The sequence below is a fragment of the Bacteroidota bacterium genome (genome assembly GCA_023957335.1).
Classification (GTDB): Bacteria; Bacteroidota; Bacteroidia; order NS11-12g; family UBA955; genus JALOAG01.
In genome coordinates, this window is record JAMLHC010000002.1 from 404,555 (window position 1) to 424,328 (window position 19,774).

The window sequence follows — 19,774 nt, forward strand, 5'->3', positions numbered from 1 at the left end:
AATCCATGCCCTTTTTACTGAAATTTATCTTGGACAGATGTGATATCAGACATAAACACCGCAGGGCTGTACCTGCTAAGAATAGAACATAAGGGACAAATAATAAATAAGAAAATAATGATAGAAAGATAAAAACACCCTCAAAAAACATCTAATTTTCACAATAAATCCAGATGTCTAAAAATCTAAAACCCTGTGTGGCATAACAAAAAACATAAAACCGTTTTCATTTTACAAATAAATAAAAAAAATGTGAAATAATGTTTGGCTGATAAGATTAACTGTATTAATTTAGCCCACGTCTTTTGGGGGAATTATAAGCTGCTTTTTTTACCTGTTTCAGTCTCAAATCAGCCTTTTTTCTTCGTTTAGGCAAGAGCAAAGCAGACATCTTAAAACCCATTATATGCCTGAAAGCATTCAAAATAAGTACTCACTTGAAACAATCTAAGGAATATGCACTTCTTTATTGACCATACGAAACTAACTGAACAAACGACCTCAGAACTTAAATATGGGCCTAATTCTTCTGACCCAAATAATGTGTTCAATATTTCCACTCAATTTCAATTGCCAGAAGAAGCTAGGGCTTTTGCATGCCAAAATGGTATGATGGTAGTTAGGAGGAATTCAAATGACCCTGACAATCTAGTCAATCTATATATTAAACCGTCCAATTCGGTTAGTATTGGAGGAATAGCTGTAAGATATTATATATACAGAGGTGTCAAACTTTCCAGTTTCTTTACCAAGGATGGAAGTAATTTAAATATAAATGCCGAAGACCCTACAAATAGTGAGTTTATTGCTTTGTACTGGAATAGGAGAACGTTATTAGGAACAAAATCATACATAACAATGTCCCCATCTTCTCCCTTGAATATAGGCTATGGTGATGATAGCTTATCTCTTTCTGACCCCAATAATCTTAATGAAAACAGACCAATAAGAGATTTATTTAACGGAAAAGCTCCGGCAAAGGCGTTTGACGTTAAAGAAGGAATGTGGATTGGAGATTTTTCCAATTCTGCAAAGATTTCTTTCGAGATACAGTTGGATACGGAACTAAAATCAACTACTACACTAGGTAATAGTGCATTCAATGCTATTAGTATTTCCGTAGATGGCATTAATGATGAACAGGTTAAGAAGAGAAAACAAGAGTTTATTACTACTTACATTGACCCGGCTGCATTTTTCGGAATGCATGCAGATATAGGAGTAGAAGTAACTACATATAGTGGCTCTAGTAAGAATACTGAAACTAAGAAATTATCAAATGGTCTTTACTCAGACTTAATTTCAAAATTTGCAAATAAAAATAAAATATACCTCGACATAAAAAGTGAAAAAGGGATGTCATATAATTTTTATGACAACTACAAGGTAAGCATATCTGATTCTTCTAATATTAAGTTGAATGGGGCTGGTACACCCATTGAATATGGAACTAATGGTTGGCCGATTATGTTTTTTGAAACATTAGCTAATGAAACTACTCAGGACAGAAAGAAATTAAGTTTTAAATTACGTATTGATAACAATAATACGCCAATACTATTTTTATCAAACAAAGCCGAAAGTGACAAAACTGCATCAAAACAGATATCCTTTCTCAATATAAAGAAAGATGGAACTACAGGGTGGACAAATGAAGTATATATTTACCCAAAACACATTGGAGACACAAACAAAAACAATTTAGCAAACTATATCAAAGTTTATTATTTTGTTGGAGAAGCCATAGATACAGATAGCACCAGATTGAAAAACAAAACATATTACGATTCTCCTTTTTGTTCAATTGATATTGAAAATATTGGGGAGCAATTACTTTCCATAAAAATGCTGCAAAGCTATAACCCTGTGTATGTAAAAGAACCTTTGCAATCAGACGGAACAGGTAACTTTTCTTTTGTTGCTGAATCTGGAGTATATTGGGATAGTAGCCAAATATTATTTTACAGTAAAAAAACATTTCCCGGTGGCACATATCAAGAAGGTTCAGGAAAGAAGTATCTTCCGACTTTTAACAGACAACTAAAGATTGAAACTCTTAATAACCATCAATTTAAACAATCGCTCAGAGATAATTTCGACATTACCTGCAAAAAATATCAAACAAGCAATGGTGATTTAAAAGTTCTTGGCTTAAATAGCTATCACCAATATCACAACCCTGCAGATGTTGTCGTTATCGGTAAAAAACCGATAAAACAATTAAAAGAAGACTTGATTTTATTGGGATTAACATTATCAGAACTTCAGAGTTTAAAGAGTGTTACCGGATTATCTCCTGACCATCCCAAATATATTTTTTTAGAACCTGATTTTACCAATTTTTTATTGGATAACCACAATATGCGATATTTTAAATTTAAGGTAAAAGTTCAGGGACTAAACAACGGAATTCCAACCATTGTCGCTCCAACTACACCTGTAATAGTTTATAGTCGGGACAAGCAGTTTTTTCATTCCGTGAATTTTGTCGAACATGAGGAATATAGTATAGGAAGAAATTTTGCAGGAGAGAATAGGATAGAATTTTCGATTTATCACGATGGGAGAATTAAAATTAATGATAATATTGATTTTGCATTAATTCGAAAATCTGAAGCTGTTGACGAACACTTCGTTAGAAAAGAAAATCATACACAATCAGATAACGTCTTTGGGGCATTAATGCCAATTTATTATAAATACATCAGACCAAATTCTTTTAGTCCAACTGATGTTGATATTGCCCAATTTAATATTGTAATGACGAATGAAATGAAAAAAAAAGGAGATGGAAAGAAAATAACATCCGAATATTCATTAGTTACATCTTATACAAGAGGAGATACAAAAAGAAATTTAAAAAGTCCCGTGACAGGACACATAATATCATCGAAACAAACCACAGGTAGTGTCGGCTATAAACATTATGAAAACACTCAACGAAAGACCTTTATGATTCATTTTGTAACATCATTGAGTAATACGGATCTCCCTGATGTGGAAAACAGAATCTTTGATGATACAAACAACCAAAGTCTAGGTATTGACTTAGTCTATAGAGATACTCGAAGAACATATGGCAATCCTTATTTATGTGCAATAGTTTTAGGAGTTGTTATTAGAAATGGAAGATCTGTAACTCTTACAGGATTTGCTTTTGGTGATGCTTCTTGTGCTCCTAGTGCATCTCATGTCAATGGTATGGCATCTGATAATAGATACTTTCAACAATGGGGAGGAACACTTGCTCAGGATGTTGAATTTATTGATTTGTTATTTGAATATGGTATTTCTTATGTGATAATAGGGAAATATAAACCTGCCGAACTTTTGACACAGCTAAAAACAAAAAGCTATTATAGTGCTAAAAACGTAATACAAGATACAAAAGATTTAAAAGATAAAAAAGGAAATTTCCTCGAACCAAGAAGATCTCTTCATGACGACCATTTACACGCACATTTAGTATTATAAACCATGAATACTTATACAATAAAAATTTGTTTTTTTGTTTTCCTATTGTCGTGTAACAGCAATACTACATCTAACAAGGAAAGCATAGAAATAAATAATATCCTCGCAGAATCGGATAAAAAACCGGATAGTGTTTTTTTGTCCTCAAAAAAAGAACAACTTGAAAGACAATGGGAAGAAGATACAACTTTATCAGATGAAGAACCAAAGATTACACCACTTCCATTCGGACCTTCAATAAAGAACATAGACGATTTATGCCTTCAAAACAAATTGTTCTATTATAAAATCATTGAAACTGCCGCTTATATGAATGATTGTGAACCAAGATATACTAAAACATATTTATTTCCTCCAGTAGATTTTCTAAATATTACTAAAATCAATGAGAATGAATATTATGATGAATGCTATTATATCAACAGATTATTAAGCCCTCATGATATTAACAAAGTTTCTCGTTTAGCAAAATACAAAGTTCGTTTGCCCGATTTTGGAAAGTTTCAAGTTTTTTATATGAGCAATGAACACTATTTATTTCAGGATTTTATGGAAGGTTGCCAAAAGCCGAAGTATGGGATAATAATTCTTTATGACAAAGAAGAAAGGAAAGCCAATTTATTAACTATCTTTAATGAGGAGAGTTTCGGTGCAGAAGGCACCTATCAAAGATTTTTTTATATAGATAAAGATTACACAATTCATATTTGCAACATCAAAGAATCCTATGTTGTTTTTGATGAAGAAGAAAGTTTAGGTATTATCGAAAATGATATGCAAGAAACATATAAAATCGTCATTTCTTCTGAAGGTAAATTTTTAATTAACAATATTTTTTAAAATGATAGATGAAAATCTTATTCCTGTAAATGAGCTAGTCCCAATTGAAAAAATCCCCGATGAATTGGGGTTCATAAAGGATTGCATAGAAGATATTATTGCTGACTTATTTGTTGGGGACTATGTTGTTCAGATTAGCGTACATAAAGAGTACGCTTTTTATAGCTTCAAATTACTCTCATTTACACGAATAGGTTTTGAATTTCCTAACACCAACGGTCTGACCTTGATATTAAATCCCGGTATAAATCAAACAAACTGGACAGAGTTCCCTGTTTCTTTGGCTTACTCTTTACCTATTTTGAAATATGTTAATACCTTTGATAGCGACAATTTTGATTTTTCTCCCAGAGCATTTTTTGACATACTAATAGCGATTAGCAACACAAATAGAAGGAATATCTTAGAGACATTTATTAATTCTTTTTATGAATGGGATGAGTATGAGTATGAGGAGGAGTATGAGGAGGAGGAGGAAGAGGAAGAAGATGATGAGGAAAGAAGTCCACTTGAGAAATTTGTAGATGATTTTAATACAAACTACACACCAACTACACCACTCGTAATCTCAACAGATGAAGAAACAGATGTAATTGAAGATTTACTTCTTCAAATGGAAAGCAATGGCAATGATTTTGACATTATTGAAATTATATTTACTGATTATATTATAGGCGAAGATATAGATGAGAGCATTTCAAATATTATAAAATTATTCCGTTATTTTATAGGCGATTTCACCATTGGAAACATAACAAGCATGCTTATTCCCGAGGTCTCAGTATCTCTTGACAGCATTAATATTGCTTTAGAATTTCCCCGAAATATTCTCCAACCAATTAACGAACAAACAGGAGAGGTTGATGAAGATGAGGATAAAAAATCTCGACTCTTATTTGAGGTAGGTTCTTTTTATTTTTCTTCACGTAAAGGTTTCGACTTTGAAAACCTATCTTCCTTTAATTTCCCCAAATCCCAAATCGGCAACACAGGCTTCACCTTAGAATTTACCAATGCCAAAATAGACCTTTCGGACTCCACCAACATTCCTGAAGCCGAAGCAGACGGGCGTACAGAATTCAAAGGAGTTTACATAGAAGAAGCCACCATAGGGCTGCCCAAAGACTGGGCAGACAACTCCACAGGCGTAGTAGAAATAAAAGGAAAAGAGCTGCTCATAGGCACAGACGGTGGTTTTTCGGGCAAAATAGGCGTAGAAGGCAATGGCAACCTCAAATTCAGCCTCTTAGGCATAGACATAGACTTTACCTCCTTTTATGTTGAGTTTAAGAAAAATGCGGTCATCTCCTCCGACATCAAAGGCAAGCTCACCATAGAGGGGCTGAAAGACTCCAAAGGCGATGATGCCGTGCTGGACTTCACCATAGACTGGAACGAGAACGGCTACACCATAAAATTTGAAAACACCAACGGCATTCAGCTAAAAGTCCCCAATGTGGTGGACATCACTTTGTACTCCCTTTCCATTGGCAGGACTGACGGCAAATGGCATTTCAGCAGCAAAGGCAAAATAGACCGTGTAGCAGACATACCCAAAATCGGGGCGATAATCCCGCGCACCCTTGACTTTAAGAAGTTTGAAATCAATCAGGGGGCAGCCAACGACTACGACATAGACATCAAATGGGAAAACGATATAACAACCACCTTCCCTAAGAGCGGCTTATCCGTTGATGAAGAGCATGTTTTCCCTATCAACAAAACCTTCCTGAAAATCTTCACGCTCCATTTGATGAAATTCAAAGCATCGGGCAACGTGCAGGACGGGGCTGACCTAAGTGCGCTCATAGATGCTGACCTGAACCTCGACCCGATTTTCGGAACAATACGTGGCGGAGGGCTGAAAGCGGCTATCACCTTCCCCGAAAACGGAGGAAACTTAGGACCTGCCGACATTCGGTTCAGCCTTGTAACGCCCGACTCCATGGGAATTCAGATAAAAATACCCGGGATAAAAGGAGGAGGCTGGCTGAAAAAAGACGAAAACGAAGAAGAATACGCAGGCTTGCTCCACCTTGAAATTCAGGACAAGCTGAAAATTACCGCTTACGGAATACTCAATCTTAGGCTTCCCAACGGCAACGCGGGATTCTCCATAGTGGGCATTGCCTCTGTGGAGTTCACCCCTGCCATAGACATTGCCATGGGGCTGAAACTGGGAGGAATAGGTGTGCTGTTCGGGCTGAACCGCTCTATGGACATAACCGCCTTGCAGGACAGCGTACGCGACAACACCCTGCAACACCTCATGTTCCCCGAAAAACCTGTCGAAAACGCCTCCACTATCATCAGCACTATGGGCAAAGTCTTTCCTGTAAACGAAGGACAGTTTACCTTTGGGCTGCTTTTGAAAGCGTATTGGGGCGGAGAAAAGCTCGTAACGCTCACTATGGGTATTATGGTTGAGGTTAAAAACCCCGTCAAGATAGCTGTTGCGGGTGTGCTTACTCTCTCCCTGCCCGATGAGAAAAACCCCTTGGTGCTAATCAATGCGGCTTTCCTTGCTGCGGTTGATTTTGAGGTAAAAAAATTCCTGCTTGATGCAAAGATTTACGACTCCAAAATCATGAATGCTTCCGTGTCGGGGGATATACTGGCGCGGTATTACTGGGGAGAAAACAGCGGCTTCCTGCTGTCCATAGGCGGTTTCCACCCTTCTTACACGCCTCCGCAAATGGATTTGCCCGCCAAGATAAACAGGCTTGCCATCAGCTTTATAAACGAGGCGGACAAATGGCTCAAAGGAGAATTTTACATGGCGGTAACCTCCAACTCGGTGCAGTTTGGGGCGGCTGTGGACTTATATGTAAAAATAACGGGCAAATATGTTCTCAAAGGCAATTTCAATCTGGACGTGCTGGTGTACACCAAACCCGAATTTTCGTTTATGGCGCAGATGCACATTAGTGCGGGGGTTTACAGAAACAGCAAACAGCTTGCGGGAGTAAAAATAGACCTGTCCTTGCAGGGACCCAACCCCTACATTGCCACAGGGCGCGGAAGTTTTTCCGTAGGCAAGCTGACTATATCCGCCAACTTTGACGTACAAACCAAAACCAAAAAGACCGTTATTCAGGCAACTGCCAACGTATTTGAGCAGGTAGTAGCGCAGTTTGAGCAGGAATACTCGTGGATGATGGTGTTGCAGGACAGCAGCGCACCGCAGGTTTCCATAGCAGATATGTCAGACCAGCCGTCTGAAAGCAGCCCGCTGCTGCTGCACCCCATGGGCGGACTGGAAATAAAGCAGGGAGTTGCGCCTTTGGGTGTAAAGCTCGCCAGTTTTGGCAACGCACGTATTGAGGCGCAAACCCCCGACAATATATGGGTGGCGGGTATTAAGATTCAGGGCGATACCGTACCTTTTACCCATGCGGAAGACAAATTCGCGCCCGGGCAGTTCTTCACCCTTTCCGAGCAGGAAAAGCTCAAATCCCCCTCGTTCAGCAATTACAGGGCAGGGATTCGCGTGGGCAGTACGGGCAAAATTGACACCTCCTGCATACGGGAAAGAAGCGCAACCCATGAAACAAAGATTATAGACAGAAGCTTTGACTACCCGACAAGGCACGACAACATAAACACTGCCCACTTTGACATGTCCCTGCAAGGCAATGCAACGGCTGTGTCGGGTATATCATCGGGCAGGAACACGCAAAAATCCAGCCTTGACTCCGCAGAAGACGTTAAAATAGAGCAGGAAAAATACCACGTGGTATTTACCGACACCTTTTCCGATGCAAATTCGGGACTGACATTCGGCTCTTTTCAGGCAGCAGAAGACAGCCTGACAACGCTTCTTGCAAGCCTGCAATTAGACACAACCGACCTTATTGTTGTAAGAGAAAGTGAATATGAAATACTAATAGACTAACCTTATGAGCGAAACATCAAGATACCTGTTTTTACCATACCTCCGCAAGGGGCTGACCCCGTATCTGTCAGTTGCGGACGGGCTTGGCACACCCCCCTCTTCGGGAGAGTTCAGCAGAGCCACTGTAAATGCCGTTTTGGAAGTAACAGGAGCAGGGCAGCAAGCCAACACCTCCGTTCCCCAAACCCTGTCCCTGTACGGACCGGCAGACATAACAGGCATAAACCCTGCTGCCATAGTAAGAGTTGAGCCGCATGACGGCTCAACCGATTTTCTGGCAAACTACCTGTCCTTTGCGGAGTTTTACGAAGAAGACTTCCTGTGGAGCTACACCCCCTTTGCTGCTGCGGGTTCAGGACAGGACAAAAAGCTGCGCCCTTGGCTTGCCCTTGTTGTACTGGAAGCGCACGAATACAGCGAACTGCCCTCTGCAACAGGAAAAACAAGAGGAGCGATAAAAATAAACAACCCTGCCGCCTCCTTGCCGCCCCACGACCAGCTTTGGGCTTGGGCGCATGTGCAGCTGAACACCTCCGAAAATATAGAGGCAGGAGCAGCCACAGGCAAGCTGGACGCCATACAGACCGTCCTTACAGACAACCCCGACAGGGGCGTTTCGCGGATTATATGCCCCAGAAAGCTGAAACCCGACACCGCCTACACCGCCTTTCTCATTCCCACCTTTGAGGCGGGCAGACTGGCAGGGCTTGGCGAAGACTTTGCAGAAACCCACCCGCAGCAGCACGCATGGGGAACAGGCACTGCCGCCCTTGATTTTCCCTATTACCACACATGGGCGTTCCGCACCTCAGACGGGCAGGATTTTACCACATTGGTTCAGAAAATACAGGCAGGGGAAGCAAACCCCTCTTTGGGCAAGCGACCTGCGGACATCTCCCGCACAAACTACCCGCCCATAGACCAACTCTTTATCCCCTCCGAAGAGGAAGAAGAAGACCCTCTTACGCAGCAATACCTGCTTATGGAAGGTGCGTTGGAGCAGTCCGGCAGCATCGCGGGCGACTGGGACACAGACGAGGCTGTCGCCTATCAGGAAGTGCTTGCGGAGTTTCTGAACCTGCCCGCCATCCTGCTTGAAGCAGAAAATGAGGGCGACCCCGTAATTGCCCCTCCTATTTACGGCAAGTGGCATGCAGCCGTGAACAAGGTGCTGCCGCTCGGCAGCAGCCCGCGCTGGATAGACCAGCTTAACCTTGACCCCCGAAACAGAGTTGCCGCAGCCGCAGGTGCGGAAGTAGTGCGCAGGCATCAGGAATATTTTATGGATTTGGCTTGGAAGCTGGCAAGCAACTTAGATACGGCAAACGCGGTTATAGAAGCAACCCGCTTTGACTTTGCCGTAAGCTCCGCAGCGCAGGACAAGCACATAGCAAGCCTTAGCCACCAGGAAGTTATTTTCACATGGGCAGGCTCATCGTCCCGCATACTGACTTCGGGAACAACCCTCTCGTGGCATATTGAAAACCAAACCCCTCTCAACGTTTCCCTTGTCAGCAGCGATTTCCGCAGCCTTGTGAGAGCGGGCGGAAATTTAGCAGTTGTGTCAGACTGGCAAGCAGACAGCCCGCACACCTTTCTTGCAGATGTGAACACGGCTGTTGTAACCCTTGATACGGTGCGCGTACAACCCGCCCACTCCCTTGTTATAGAAGACTACCTGCTTGCCACAGAGCTTACCTCATCTGCCCAAAGCGGGCAGCAGCCGCTTGAAAACTTTGTGCTTACCAATGCAGGAACATCGTTTCCTTTTACTATGTGGACAACAGGCAGCTTTGACTCACAGCATGCTTACGAAGCAAGAACGCTGCTGACAGACAACTTTACGGGAGTAGAAGACACCGTGTATTGGGTTGCGCCTACACCCCCGCAGGCGAACCTTGCAGGCATAAGAGCCACAATTGACACCGCCACCTTTGCCGAAACCAATTACACCAACCAACTTAATTATGCTGTGGCAGATGCGCCCAACTCGCCAAAAACAACTATCTTGCAGCGCAAATCCATTATGGCATACCCCGCAATTGACATACCCGCTTATGAGTACCTGCAAGAGCTTTCCGCAGACTTTATTGTGCCCAATTTCCACAAAGTGGACGAGAACAGCGTAACCCTGCTGCAACTCAACAACAGGTTCATAAACTCCTTTTTTGCGGGCATGAACCACGAGATGTCCCGTGAGCTGCTGTGGAGGCAATACCCTACGGACATGCGGGGCAGCTATTTCAGAAAATTCTGGCGCACGGACATACCGCCCGATGTAGCTGACCCGAACCTTTACCGCGACATTACCCCCATGCACAACTGGAATCTGGCGAGCAGCCTGAGCCAGAACCGCAAGCCGGGCGGGCTTGTCAACCAAAACCCTTTGGTAATGGTAATTAAAGGAGAGCTGATTGAGCATTTCCCGCACGTGCGTGTGTATGCAGAGAAAGCGGTGTGGAACATGGATGGCAGCGAAATAAACGAAGACGAACCCCGCATAGGCGATGTGCAGCAGACTAAACAGCCTATTTTTTACGGCTATTTGCAGCCCGATGTAATGTTAGTGGGCTTTGACCTGACAGAAAGCGAGGTGAAAGGCGACTGGGACACAGGCACGCCAACCACAGGTATGAATGCAGGTTGGTTCTTTGTGCTGGAAGAAAGAGCGGGAGATACACGATTTGGAGTGCAAATACCTACAAGCCCATTAGGGTGGGGCAACCCGTTTCCTAATTGGGCGGCTCTACATTGGGGGCATATAGCCGACAGAATGTCTTTGGAAGAAATCAGCGATATTAATTTTATAGATGTGGGAATTACGCTTACAAATCTTAATAATGAGCCGCCTGATTGGGGCTTAAACGCTGCCAATATGGGTGTAATTTTCTGCCGCAATGCCTCTAAGGTAATGATACACGCAAGCAATATGTTAAACCAAACCCCATAAAATTATGAAAAAGATACTTTTAAACACACTCGTACTGCTCATTCCTTCCCTCCTTTTTGCACAGGAAAACGGAGAAGTAAAGAATATGCAGAAAATTACAATTAATCAAAGTTCCACTACACATTACGGATTTTCTATTGCTGAATTAAAAAAAAATACTACTTCTAAAATAGTAGTAGGAGCTCCTAATTTTGGTCAGAATGGAGAGGTTTTCATTCACAATCTTAATTCCAATGGCACAATACAATCTACTGTGAGGATAACCCAAAACACAGGCGGCTTTGGAGACCACAATATTTCCAGCCATGCTTTTGGTTATGCAGTTGCTAATGTAGGGGATTTAAACGATGACGGCATAGACGACATTGTAGTAGGAACACCCTATTCTGGTGCTCAAAGAGGCTCTTTGTGGTTCTTGTTTTTAGATGCGGACGGACAAGTGATAGGCGAAAGAAGGCTAAGTGATACTACTCCAACTTTTGGAACAATAGTCGATGGAAATTACTTTGGCACAAGCATAGCCAACATAGGCGATATTGACGGCAATGGCTATGACGATATTGCGGTGGGTGCTTATTCTCAAAATGCTGCAACAAGCAACAGTGGGTCTGTTTATATCATACTGTTAGAAAAAGACGGAAAAGTAAAATCCCATTCACGGATTAACGACAACAACAACCTGTTTGGAAGAAACCATTGGTATTTTGGTACTAGTGTCGCCAATATAGGGGATATGGACGGAGACGGTAATACGGATTTAGCAGTCGGTGAGCCGGGCTTAAATGAAACAGTATGGATACTTTTCCTGAACAGTGATGGCACACTAAAAGGTGTTCAGGAAATAGGGGAAGGCAAAGGCGGGTTTACAGACTCTTTTAATGTAGGCTCAAATTTTGGTAGGTCAGTAACCAATTTAAGAGATATGGACGGAGACGGAATAAATGATATTGCGGTTGGAGAACTGGGGTATGAAAATCCTGATTCTTCGGGCAGTCTGTATGGCAGGGCTTGGGTGTTGCTGCTTAATGCAAACGGAACAGTTAAGAAGAACATAGAAATAAACAATGGGCAAGGTGGGTTTACAGGAAATATAAGCAGTGGGGATAGGTTTGGAGGGGCAGTTGCCCGCATTTCAGATTTAGACGGAGACGGAGTACCTGAACTTGCAGTCGGAGCATTTAGCGACCAATCTGCTACGGCAGGTTCGGGCGCGGTGTATATCCTATTCCTGAAAGGCGTACCGCAGGTAAGCGTGCCGCACATAGCCGCTCCGCTTTTTCAGGCACAGGCATACCCCAACCCCGCAAACAGCACCCTGCACATAAACCTAAGCCAAGCGCAAAGCGGGGCGGTTTCCCTGCAACTGCTTGATATGCAGGGCAGAGCAGTCAAAACCCAACATTTCCCCAATGCCTTTGAGGAAATTCAATTAGATATATCAGACATAAGCACCGCAGGGCTGTACCTGCTAAGAATAGAACATAAGGGTTCTGTACTTCACAAAAAAATACGTATAGAGAAATGAGCTTTATAACAAAACAAACCGACTACCTGAACGAAAGAGTCTTGCGGGACGAGGCGGAGAAAGAGTATATCAGAAGAAGAGAAAGGCTCCGTATTCTGGAAGCAGAAATCGCCCGCAAGGAAGCAGCAGAAGAAGACATTGAAGACGAAGAAGAGGAACGTGATATTCTGGCGGCAAAAGATAATTCTGTGCCTCCTACCAGCCCGCCCGCAGGCAGCGTACAGGAAGCGCAAATGGATTTTGCAGCACTGCAAGCAAGCACCCGCAGCAAATACGAAACCTTAGCCGCACACACCCTCCTGCACAAAAATCTCGTAAACAACCTGAACGACAAATACCCTGTATTGCTGCTGCCTGTGCGAATAGAAACCCGCTTCTATCTGGATTCAAACAACAAATACCACCTAAAAGTGCGCTTCTTTCCCGATGATGTACATATAGAAAACCACGAATGGTTGCTCACCCCCACAGAAGTGCAGGACAGAGCCGACTACATGGATGTTGTAAATGCTGCACAGGCAACAGAAGGAGAGAAAAAAGCCGCATGGAACACCCTTGCACTGGCACACGGCAGCCAAAGAGCCGCCTTTATCCTCAAACAAAGCTCCGCTTCCGAGCAAAGCGAAGCATGGGTACGACAGGCGGAAGCCCGCACCCTGCCCGACAAGTTTGTAACAACCTTCTATTTCAAAGGTCAGTACGACTCCGATTACAGTCTTGTGGGAGAGAGAGAAAGCGCGCTTGTAAGCGACAGCATAAAGCTGAGCTTAGACCCCAATGACGAAACACAGATAGACCTTGACAATGAAGACAAAATAGTGTTTGGCGAATCACTCAAATGGATGGGGGATTTCAACGAGGCGAAAGAATGTGGTATGGCAATAGAGGTAAAACTTGAAGACCTGAACCTTAGCACAACGGATATTGAGACAGGCGAACTGAAACTGGTGGTTTTGGGAGTAAAAATATCTGCCGATGCAGCGTTGGGCAAAACCCTGCTGGAAGACCTCATAGACGACCACCACTACACCGACTTAGGCATGAGCCTTCTCAAAATAGGTCAGCCCACACACAACACCTCTGTTTCCGATTCCGCTTTCACTACGCACGACTTAGGCAACCACAGGAGCTACCATGTTGAAGTAGAAAACGAAACCTTCTCTGCCGCATCGGGCTTTGAGGAGCAGACAGACGGAGAAAGACTGGCGCAGGCATTTGGCATAGCCCCCTCAACGCTGTACCACATAGAAAACACAACAGGCACAGACATAAAAAAAGCCTTGCAGTTCAACAAAATGCTGTGGCGTGCCACAATCGGCTACAAGCTCGAATACGGCTTTCTGGACGTTATGTCCCTGCAATCCATTCAGCAGACAAGAGAATTTTTCACCAAGCACATTGCAGGACGGGGCTTGCTTCCCTCCATTCGCATAAACGAACAGGCGTATGGAATACTGCCCGCAAGCATTTTTTCCCAATGGACATGGCACAACACAGAGCCAAACAAAAACTTTCTGGACAACCTGACCCATACCGTACAAAACATGAGCGACATAGTGGGTACGTATGCAGCAGGCAAAAGCCCTGTTTCTCAGGGCAGCAGCCCCCGTCAGGACGTTATCTCCGTACTTGGCAACAGCCCTGTATCTACGGACATATACCACCGCTTTGCCATGAGCGAAGACTACACATGGAATCTTTTCTCCTTTCAGAACAAGCTCAGCGATGCCTCCACATGGCACAGCGACCTGCAAAATCAGGCATCGCAGACCATGCAGGATTTGGGCTTTCCGAGCACCCCGCCCCCCAGAATGACCCGCCTGACCCACATGCAGGCAGAAGGCAAATACACAGGTGCGCTCGTGCAGGAAGGCAAAGGCGGACAAAATCAGCCCCTGCGCCCCTTGCAGGGAGCAAGCGAAAACTACCTGCAATGGCTCTCCGAAAGCAACTACCCGCAAATTCTGAACGAGGACTTTTCCAACGTAAGCGCAAGTGCTACGGCTCCCAATACTCTACTTTACAAATTAGCCAAAAAAGCCCTGCTGGAAGAATACAGAAATGCTGCTATTGCCTTTTCCGAAGCCTATCCGCACCTGATTCAGCTTGACCGCAATATTCCTGAATTTACAAACATATCAGATATTGGCGGCACTCCTCCCATTGCTACCCTTGAAATTCTTTTTGAAGGGTGGAATACTTCCACGCTCAACATAGAAATAGTGAACGAAGGCGAAAACGGCTACCCTCCGGAAGACATAGAAGTTCAGATACATACAGGTGTCGGAATGTTTACGGCATTCACTCAGGCAGGAGGAACTGTACAGTGTACGGTTACTCACTCAGGGATTCAAAACCTCACCATAGACGTACTACACCAAAGCCTTATACTTCACACACAGCTTTACGCCTTATTCCCCGGTACGAACGCCACGCTGACTATCACTATTATGATACCGTCATCGGGTTTGCCTTATAGCAATATTATAACAGGAGGACAAAGCTTTGCCGCCATAATGCAGGAACACAGAAACTTTGTCATTAATGCTGTTCCCTTTAGCGGCACACTGCATCAGCTTGTGGACTCCCCTCTTTATGCAAATGCTGCGTGGAACATATCCTATCAGGAGTGCCGTGCTGTCTTTGCCGACATACACCAATGGAGTGTGTCCGACCTTGAAATCTTTCTAAAAGAACACATGGACTTAGGCTCGTTCAGGCTCGATGCATGGCAGCATGGCATGGTTCACCAAAGAATACAAAAAATGCGGAATACCTCCGGCTATCAGACAGGCTTGTACTTGGGTGCGTATGGCTACATAGAGCAACTAAAACCCAAAACAAACAGGCTGAACATAAGCGGAAGCGTAGGGGATATTACTGATGATATAGAAAACAGTGTTGAGGGAGGCTACATTCACACCCCTTCTCCCAACCACGCCTCGGCTGCCGCCATTCTCAAAAGCGGCTACCTGAACAAGCAGGGCGGAGATTCCAAAGCCAAAGAAGTTACGCTCACTTCCGAGAGGGTGCGTCTGGCGCAAAAATTCTTTGCAGGAGTCAGAAACGGTCAATCACTGGGCGCATTGCTCGGCTACGAGTTTGAACGCGGGCTTAACGAAAGGCACTCCCCAACCCTCAATCTCAACCACTTTATATACGATTTCAGAAAAAGTTTTTCCTTAGACGAAATAACCGAAGGCACCGAAACAGAAAAATCTTTCATATTGGACGGTTGGAAACTGTTTGTAGCTACCCGCAAAGAATCCAATGCAACATTTAACTACAGCCTTGACTTCCTGAGCGGAATTCCGCAGGCGGAAGAAGATGCCATAGAAGCGGAGCTTGACCGCTTGGCAGAGGTGTTTGATGCCATAAGCGATGTTTGCCTTGCAGAAGCCGTTTACTGCCTTGTGCAGAACAACTACGAAAAAGCGGGAGCAATAACAGATGCGCTGAAAAGCGGCAAACTCATTACACAGGAGCTTGATTTCCTGAAAACACCGCTCACGGGCTCAATCCTGACACAGCGTTACGCGCTCATGCTTGACAAAGAAAGCATTGACGAGATAAAAGAAGAAATTGAAGGAATATGGGGCGGAAACATTACCCCGCGCCTGCAAGCAGAGCCTTATCTTTCCAAGCTCGTTGCGCAGTTCATACCCAACCCCGAAAGTGTTCTCTGCAAGGTTCAATGTCAGCCGCCCGAAGGTGCAGGCTATGATGTCAGCTTCTCGCTTGCGGACTTAGAATTGCAGCCCTTAGATATAATCTCCGTCTTCCCCGAAGAGCTGGCTAACGATACCTCCGAACTGGCAAGGCTCATTCGGTACAAAGTAAAAAAACAGGAAAACCTGCCGCACAACACGGAAATCAGTGTCCTATACAACGAGCCTCTGCAACCCGGCACTCCTGTTTCAGACCCCGTTTCATTCAGCGAAGCATTACCCCTGATTAAGCGGATAAAGAAGCTGATTGCAGCTTCCCGTCCCCTGCGCCCCGAAGATTTTATCGCCTCCAACTCCGCCATACCCGAAGAGGCGGAAATTACCTACGAAAGAGAGGAGTTCTTCGGTCGTATTGAAGCAATCTTAGAATCGCTCGAAAACCTGAAAACAGCTTTGAACAACGCCATTGTAGCGTTAGTGCCGCTTGAAAGTGGTTTTGCAAACCAGATAAACGAATTGCGGGATTGTATTCTTGAAGCATGGGCTTTTAACATCATGGACGCTGCCCCGATTGAATATGCAACAGAAACCGACACGGCAGCCAAAAACGCCTTGCTGGAACAGGGAGCAATCGCAGTCAAAGCACTTGACAGAAAACTTACGGACACAGAGGAGCTTTGGGAAAACTTTGAAGACAACGAATACATAAATTCCGACACCGCCCTAAGGGATTTGCAGCATATAGCCAAAATCATTTTCGGAGACGCATTTGCCTGCGCTCCTCTGTTTAAGTTCATAAACAAACCTGAAATGCAGCAGGCTTGGGGAAATACGGGAACACTTATAGACGAATCTGCGGACAGGGAAATGGAAATAGAAAAATGGTTTCAGGGCTTAACCAAAGTACGCTCCAACCTGCGGGAGCTGGACATAGTGCAGTCGCTCGGAGAAAGCCTGTTCAGCCTTGAAAACCACCGGGAGCCTGTTCAGTTTCCTTTCACATCGGGCGACAGATGGATGGCAATAAAGCAGAATAGTACGGATTACAGCCATGACAAGACCTCTGTTGTCATCTCTTTTGGACATATATCGCCCACTCCGTCCCTTGACCACACATGCTGGCAGACAGGACTGCTCATAGACGAATGGGTGGAGGTTATTCCCGCAAAAGAAGAAATATCAGGACTTGCGTTCAACTACGACCAGCCGAACACCAAAGCCCCTAACTGCCTGCTCTACACCGTTACACCCGAAGAAACAGGCAACTGGACATGGGCAAAGCTGTTAGGCTCTGTAAACGAAACATTCTACTTAGCCAGGCAGCGCAACGTAAGCCCTGATGAGCTTTCACACAGTGCGATAGGAGTTATAAACAAAATTATAGACCAGTATAATGCAATGTACTTAACTGCAAACTCAATGCACTCCGCAGAGCTAAGCGCAGGAGCGACAGTTGTATCCGTATAAAGTAAATAAAGAAATTTTAAATTATGCCATATTCACCAACAGGTTTTATGCTCTCCATGTTAGACCTGAGCACAAAAACCAAAAATTTCAGACACCAATATACGCAAAGCGTACACGATGCCTTGTGGGCGTTAAGCTCCCAATATATGTTAGGGCAGTTTAAAGGCGAAGACGCAGGCAGCGCATTGCTTGCAAGAGTTTATTACGACACACGGAAAATAAACAGGTTTCAGCCCGCCAACGGAGAAGTAGCCCACTTTGACGGAACAGCTCCTTTGGACGTGCTGATTGAAAGGCAGAAAATAGTGTTTGACCTCGGTATTCAGATTCAGACAGGCAGGTACTGGAAAAAGATGTTGAAGAAACACGAAATAGAAGGGTACGCAGGCAACTTTGCAGCAGCTTTCCCGATAAGCCTCGCCTTCACCCCCGAAGAGATTGCAAATACGGACGAAAGCGAGCTGAGGCAGTCCCTGCACGGACGCACAACCAACGGAGGCGACCTGCATGAATACCTCACCGCTGACGGAATAAAAAAAGCGGAAGACCTGATGGCGGAAATGAACGACAGGCTTTCCGAACCGGAAGAAGAAGATATTATTGACTCCAACGATGAAGAAAAGTTAGACGATGCCATAACGGATTTCCTGAACTTTGTTTCCGGGCTGTACAACCACTCAACCAACGAAAGCGCATGGAACAAATCACGGTTGGAATACACTGCAAAATGCTCTTTCCCCACAGATGTCGGTACGGGCGCACAGCAGGTGCTGGTTGCAGAAGAGTACAACGGAAACGGCACGGAATGGAGCACCTTTGACAGAAGCAGGGAAAGCAACGACACCCTTACGGAAGATATATCCCATGACATAACCAACAGCGAAGCCGTTAAGTCAGGTTTTTTTGAGGTTCTCCCCAATCCCGTAACCTTCAAGGGTATGCCCACAGACAGGTGGTGGCAGATTCACGATGCCCGCACTAACCTATTCAAATGGGACAACGACAAAAGCGATGTTACAGGCACAATGATGAAGGATTTTGCCCTCACCTTCAATCCCGACTGGCTTCAGATACCTTTCTCTCTTGAAGCAGGGAGTTTTACCGAAGTCAAGCACCTTGTTGTCAAAGACATTTTCGGTTTTTACCACTATGTTGGCGGAGAGAAAGTAACAATGCCGGCTAACAACTGGGACGTATTTAAACAAAACAAGCAAACACAATTCTACAACACAGATACAAGGTTTTATTACTCTGCAAGAGTGAAGGCTCTTGAAAGCGAGATACTTGAAAAAGTTTCTTTGCAAAGGGACGAAATGGCAAATATGGTGTGGGCGGTAGAATCCCTCATATACAACGGAATAGGCGGCACAAGAGATGGTGCGGCTGCGGCTCTCAAACTGACTGACTTCCACAGGGAGCACACATACAAAGTTGATTTGTTCGGGCACAGTCAGGAAAAATATGACTACTCCGAAGAGGAATCCACTTACGACATACTTCGGTACAAACTCTTGAACTCAACACCCGAAAACTGGATACCTTTCATTCCCCACCGAACAGATGAGGAAAATATGCAAATCCGTTTTCAGCGTGCGCGGTTCAGGCGAATCATAAAAGGGAGCGTACCCAATGAACCGCTCGCTGATGATTTTGTGCAGCCGAGAACCTCTTTCCTCAGGCATGGTCTGGATTCCGACCCGCACGAACCCTATTTTATCTTTGAGGAAGAGATACCGAGAGCAGGTGCAATTGTGTTCAGGCAGTTTAAACGTGTGCGCTGGCATGACGGCTCTGTGCATGTATGGCTGAGTAATCAGAAAACAACAGGCAGGGGAGAAACACTAAGCCACCTGCAATTTGACACACTTGAAAAGAAATACGATGACGAATACAGGGAAAGAATACGCGACCGGTATATGGAGCCGGATTACGCCCCGATAAATTATTCAGAATAA

The 19,774-nt window shown here is 44.2% G+C and carries 7 protein-coding genes; all 7 read left to right on the forward strand.

Going from position 1 to position 19,774, the window contains the following annotated elements; genetic code table 11:
• Positions 1 to 456 precede the first annotated feature (456 nt).
• The 7 genes from M9892_05210 to M9892_05240 are packed head-to-tail and all read left to right on the forward strand — an operon-like array spanning position 457 to position 19,774.
• Entirely contained in the window at positions 457 to 3,474 is a 3,018-nt protein-coding gene (locus M9892_05210; GenBank protein ID MCO5253751.1) for a hypothetical protein, read from the forward strand.
• Positions 3,475 to 3,477: 3 nt separating this feature from the next.
• The gene (locus M9892_05215) at positions 3,478 to 4,314 is read left to right on the forward strand and encodes a hypothetical protein (GenBank protein ID MCO5253752.1); all 837 of its coding nucleotides are present in this window, start codon (positions 3,478 to 3,480) and stop codon (positions 4,312 to 4,314) included.
• A gap of 1 nt (position 4,315) precedes the next feature.
• Positions 4,316 to 8,209, forward strand: a complete 3,894-nt coding sequence (locus tag M9892_05220) for a hypothetical protein (protein ID MCO5253753.1) — start codon at positions 4,316 to 4,318, stop codon at positions 8,207 to 8,209.
• A 4-nt stretch (positions 8,210 to 8,213) separates the two neighbouring features.
• On the forward strand, positions 8,214 to 11,159 hold the full coding sequence (locus M9892_05225; GenBank protein MCO5253754.1) for a hypothetical protein: 2,946 nt from the start codon (positions 8,214 to 8,216) through the stop codon (positions 11,157 to 11,159).
• A 4-nt stretch (positions 11,160 to 11,163) separates the two neighbouring features.
• Positions 11,164 to 12,684, forward strand: coding sequence for an FG-GAP-like repeat-containing protein (locus M9892_05230; GenBank protein MCO5253755.1), 1,521 nt, complete (start codon positions 11,164 to 11,166; stop codon positions 12,682 to 12,684).
• Positions 12,681 to 17,819, forward strand: coding sequence for a hypothetical protein (locus M9892_05235; protein MCO5253756.1), 5,139 nt, complete (start codon positions 12,681 to 12,683; stop codon positions 17,817 to 17,819). The genes M9892_05230 and M9892_05235 overlap by 4 nt, the downstream gene beginning before the upstream one ends.
• A 23-nt stretch (positions 17,820 to 17,842) precedes the next feature.
• Positions 17,843 to 19,774, forward strand: coding sequence for a hypothetical protein (locus tag M9892_05240; protein ID MCO5253757.1), 1,932 nt, complete (start codon positions 17,843 to 17,845; stop codon positions 19,772 to 19,774).

Excerpts from the sequence above, each read along its gene's own strand:
- M9892_05210 (MCO5253751.1), top strand. The coding sequence starts at position 457 with ATGCACTTCTTTATTGACCATACGAAACTAACTGAACAAACGACCTCA.
- M9892_05215 (MCO5253752.1), top strand. The coding sequence starts at position 3,478 with ATGAATACTTATACAATAAAAATTTGTTTTTTTGTTTTCCTATTGTCG.
- M9892_05220 (MCO5253753.1), top strand. The coding sequence starts at position 4,316 with ATGATAGATGAAAATCTTATTCCTGTAAATGAGCTAGTCCCAATTGAA.
- M9892_05225 (MCO5253754.1), top strand. The coding sequence starts at position 8,214 with ATGAGCGAAACATCAAGATACCTGTTTTTACCATACCTCCGCAAGGGG.
- M9892_05230 (MCO5253755.1), top strand. The coding sequence starts at position 11,164 with ATGAAAAAGATACTTTTAAACACACTCGTACTGCTCATTCCTTCCCTC.
- M9892_05235 (MCO5253756.1), top strand. The coding sequence starts at position 12,681 with ATGAGCTTTATAACAAAACAAACCGACTACCTGAACGAAAGAGTCTTG.
- M9892_05240 (MCO5253757.1), top strand. The coding sequence starts at position 17,843 with ATGCCATATTCACCAACAGGTTTTATGCTCTCCATGTTAGACCTGAGC.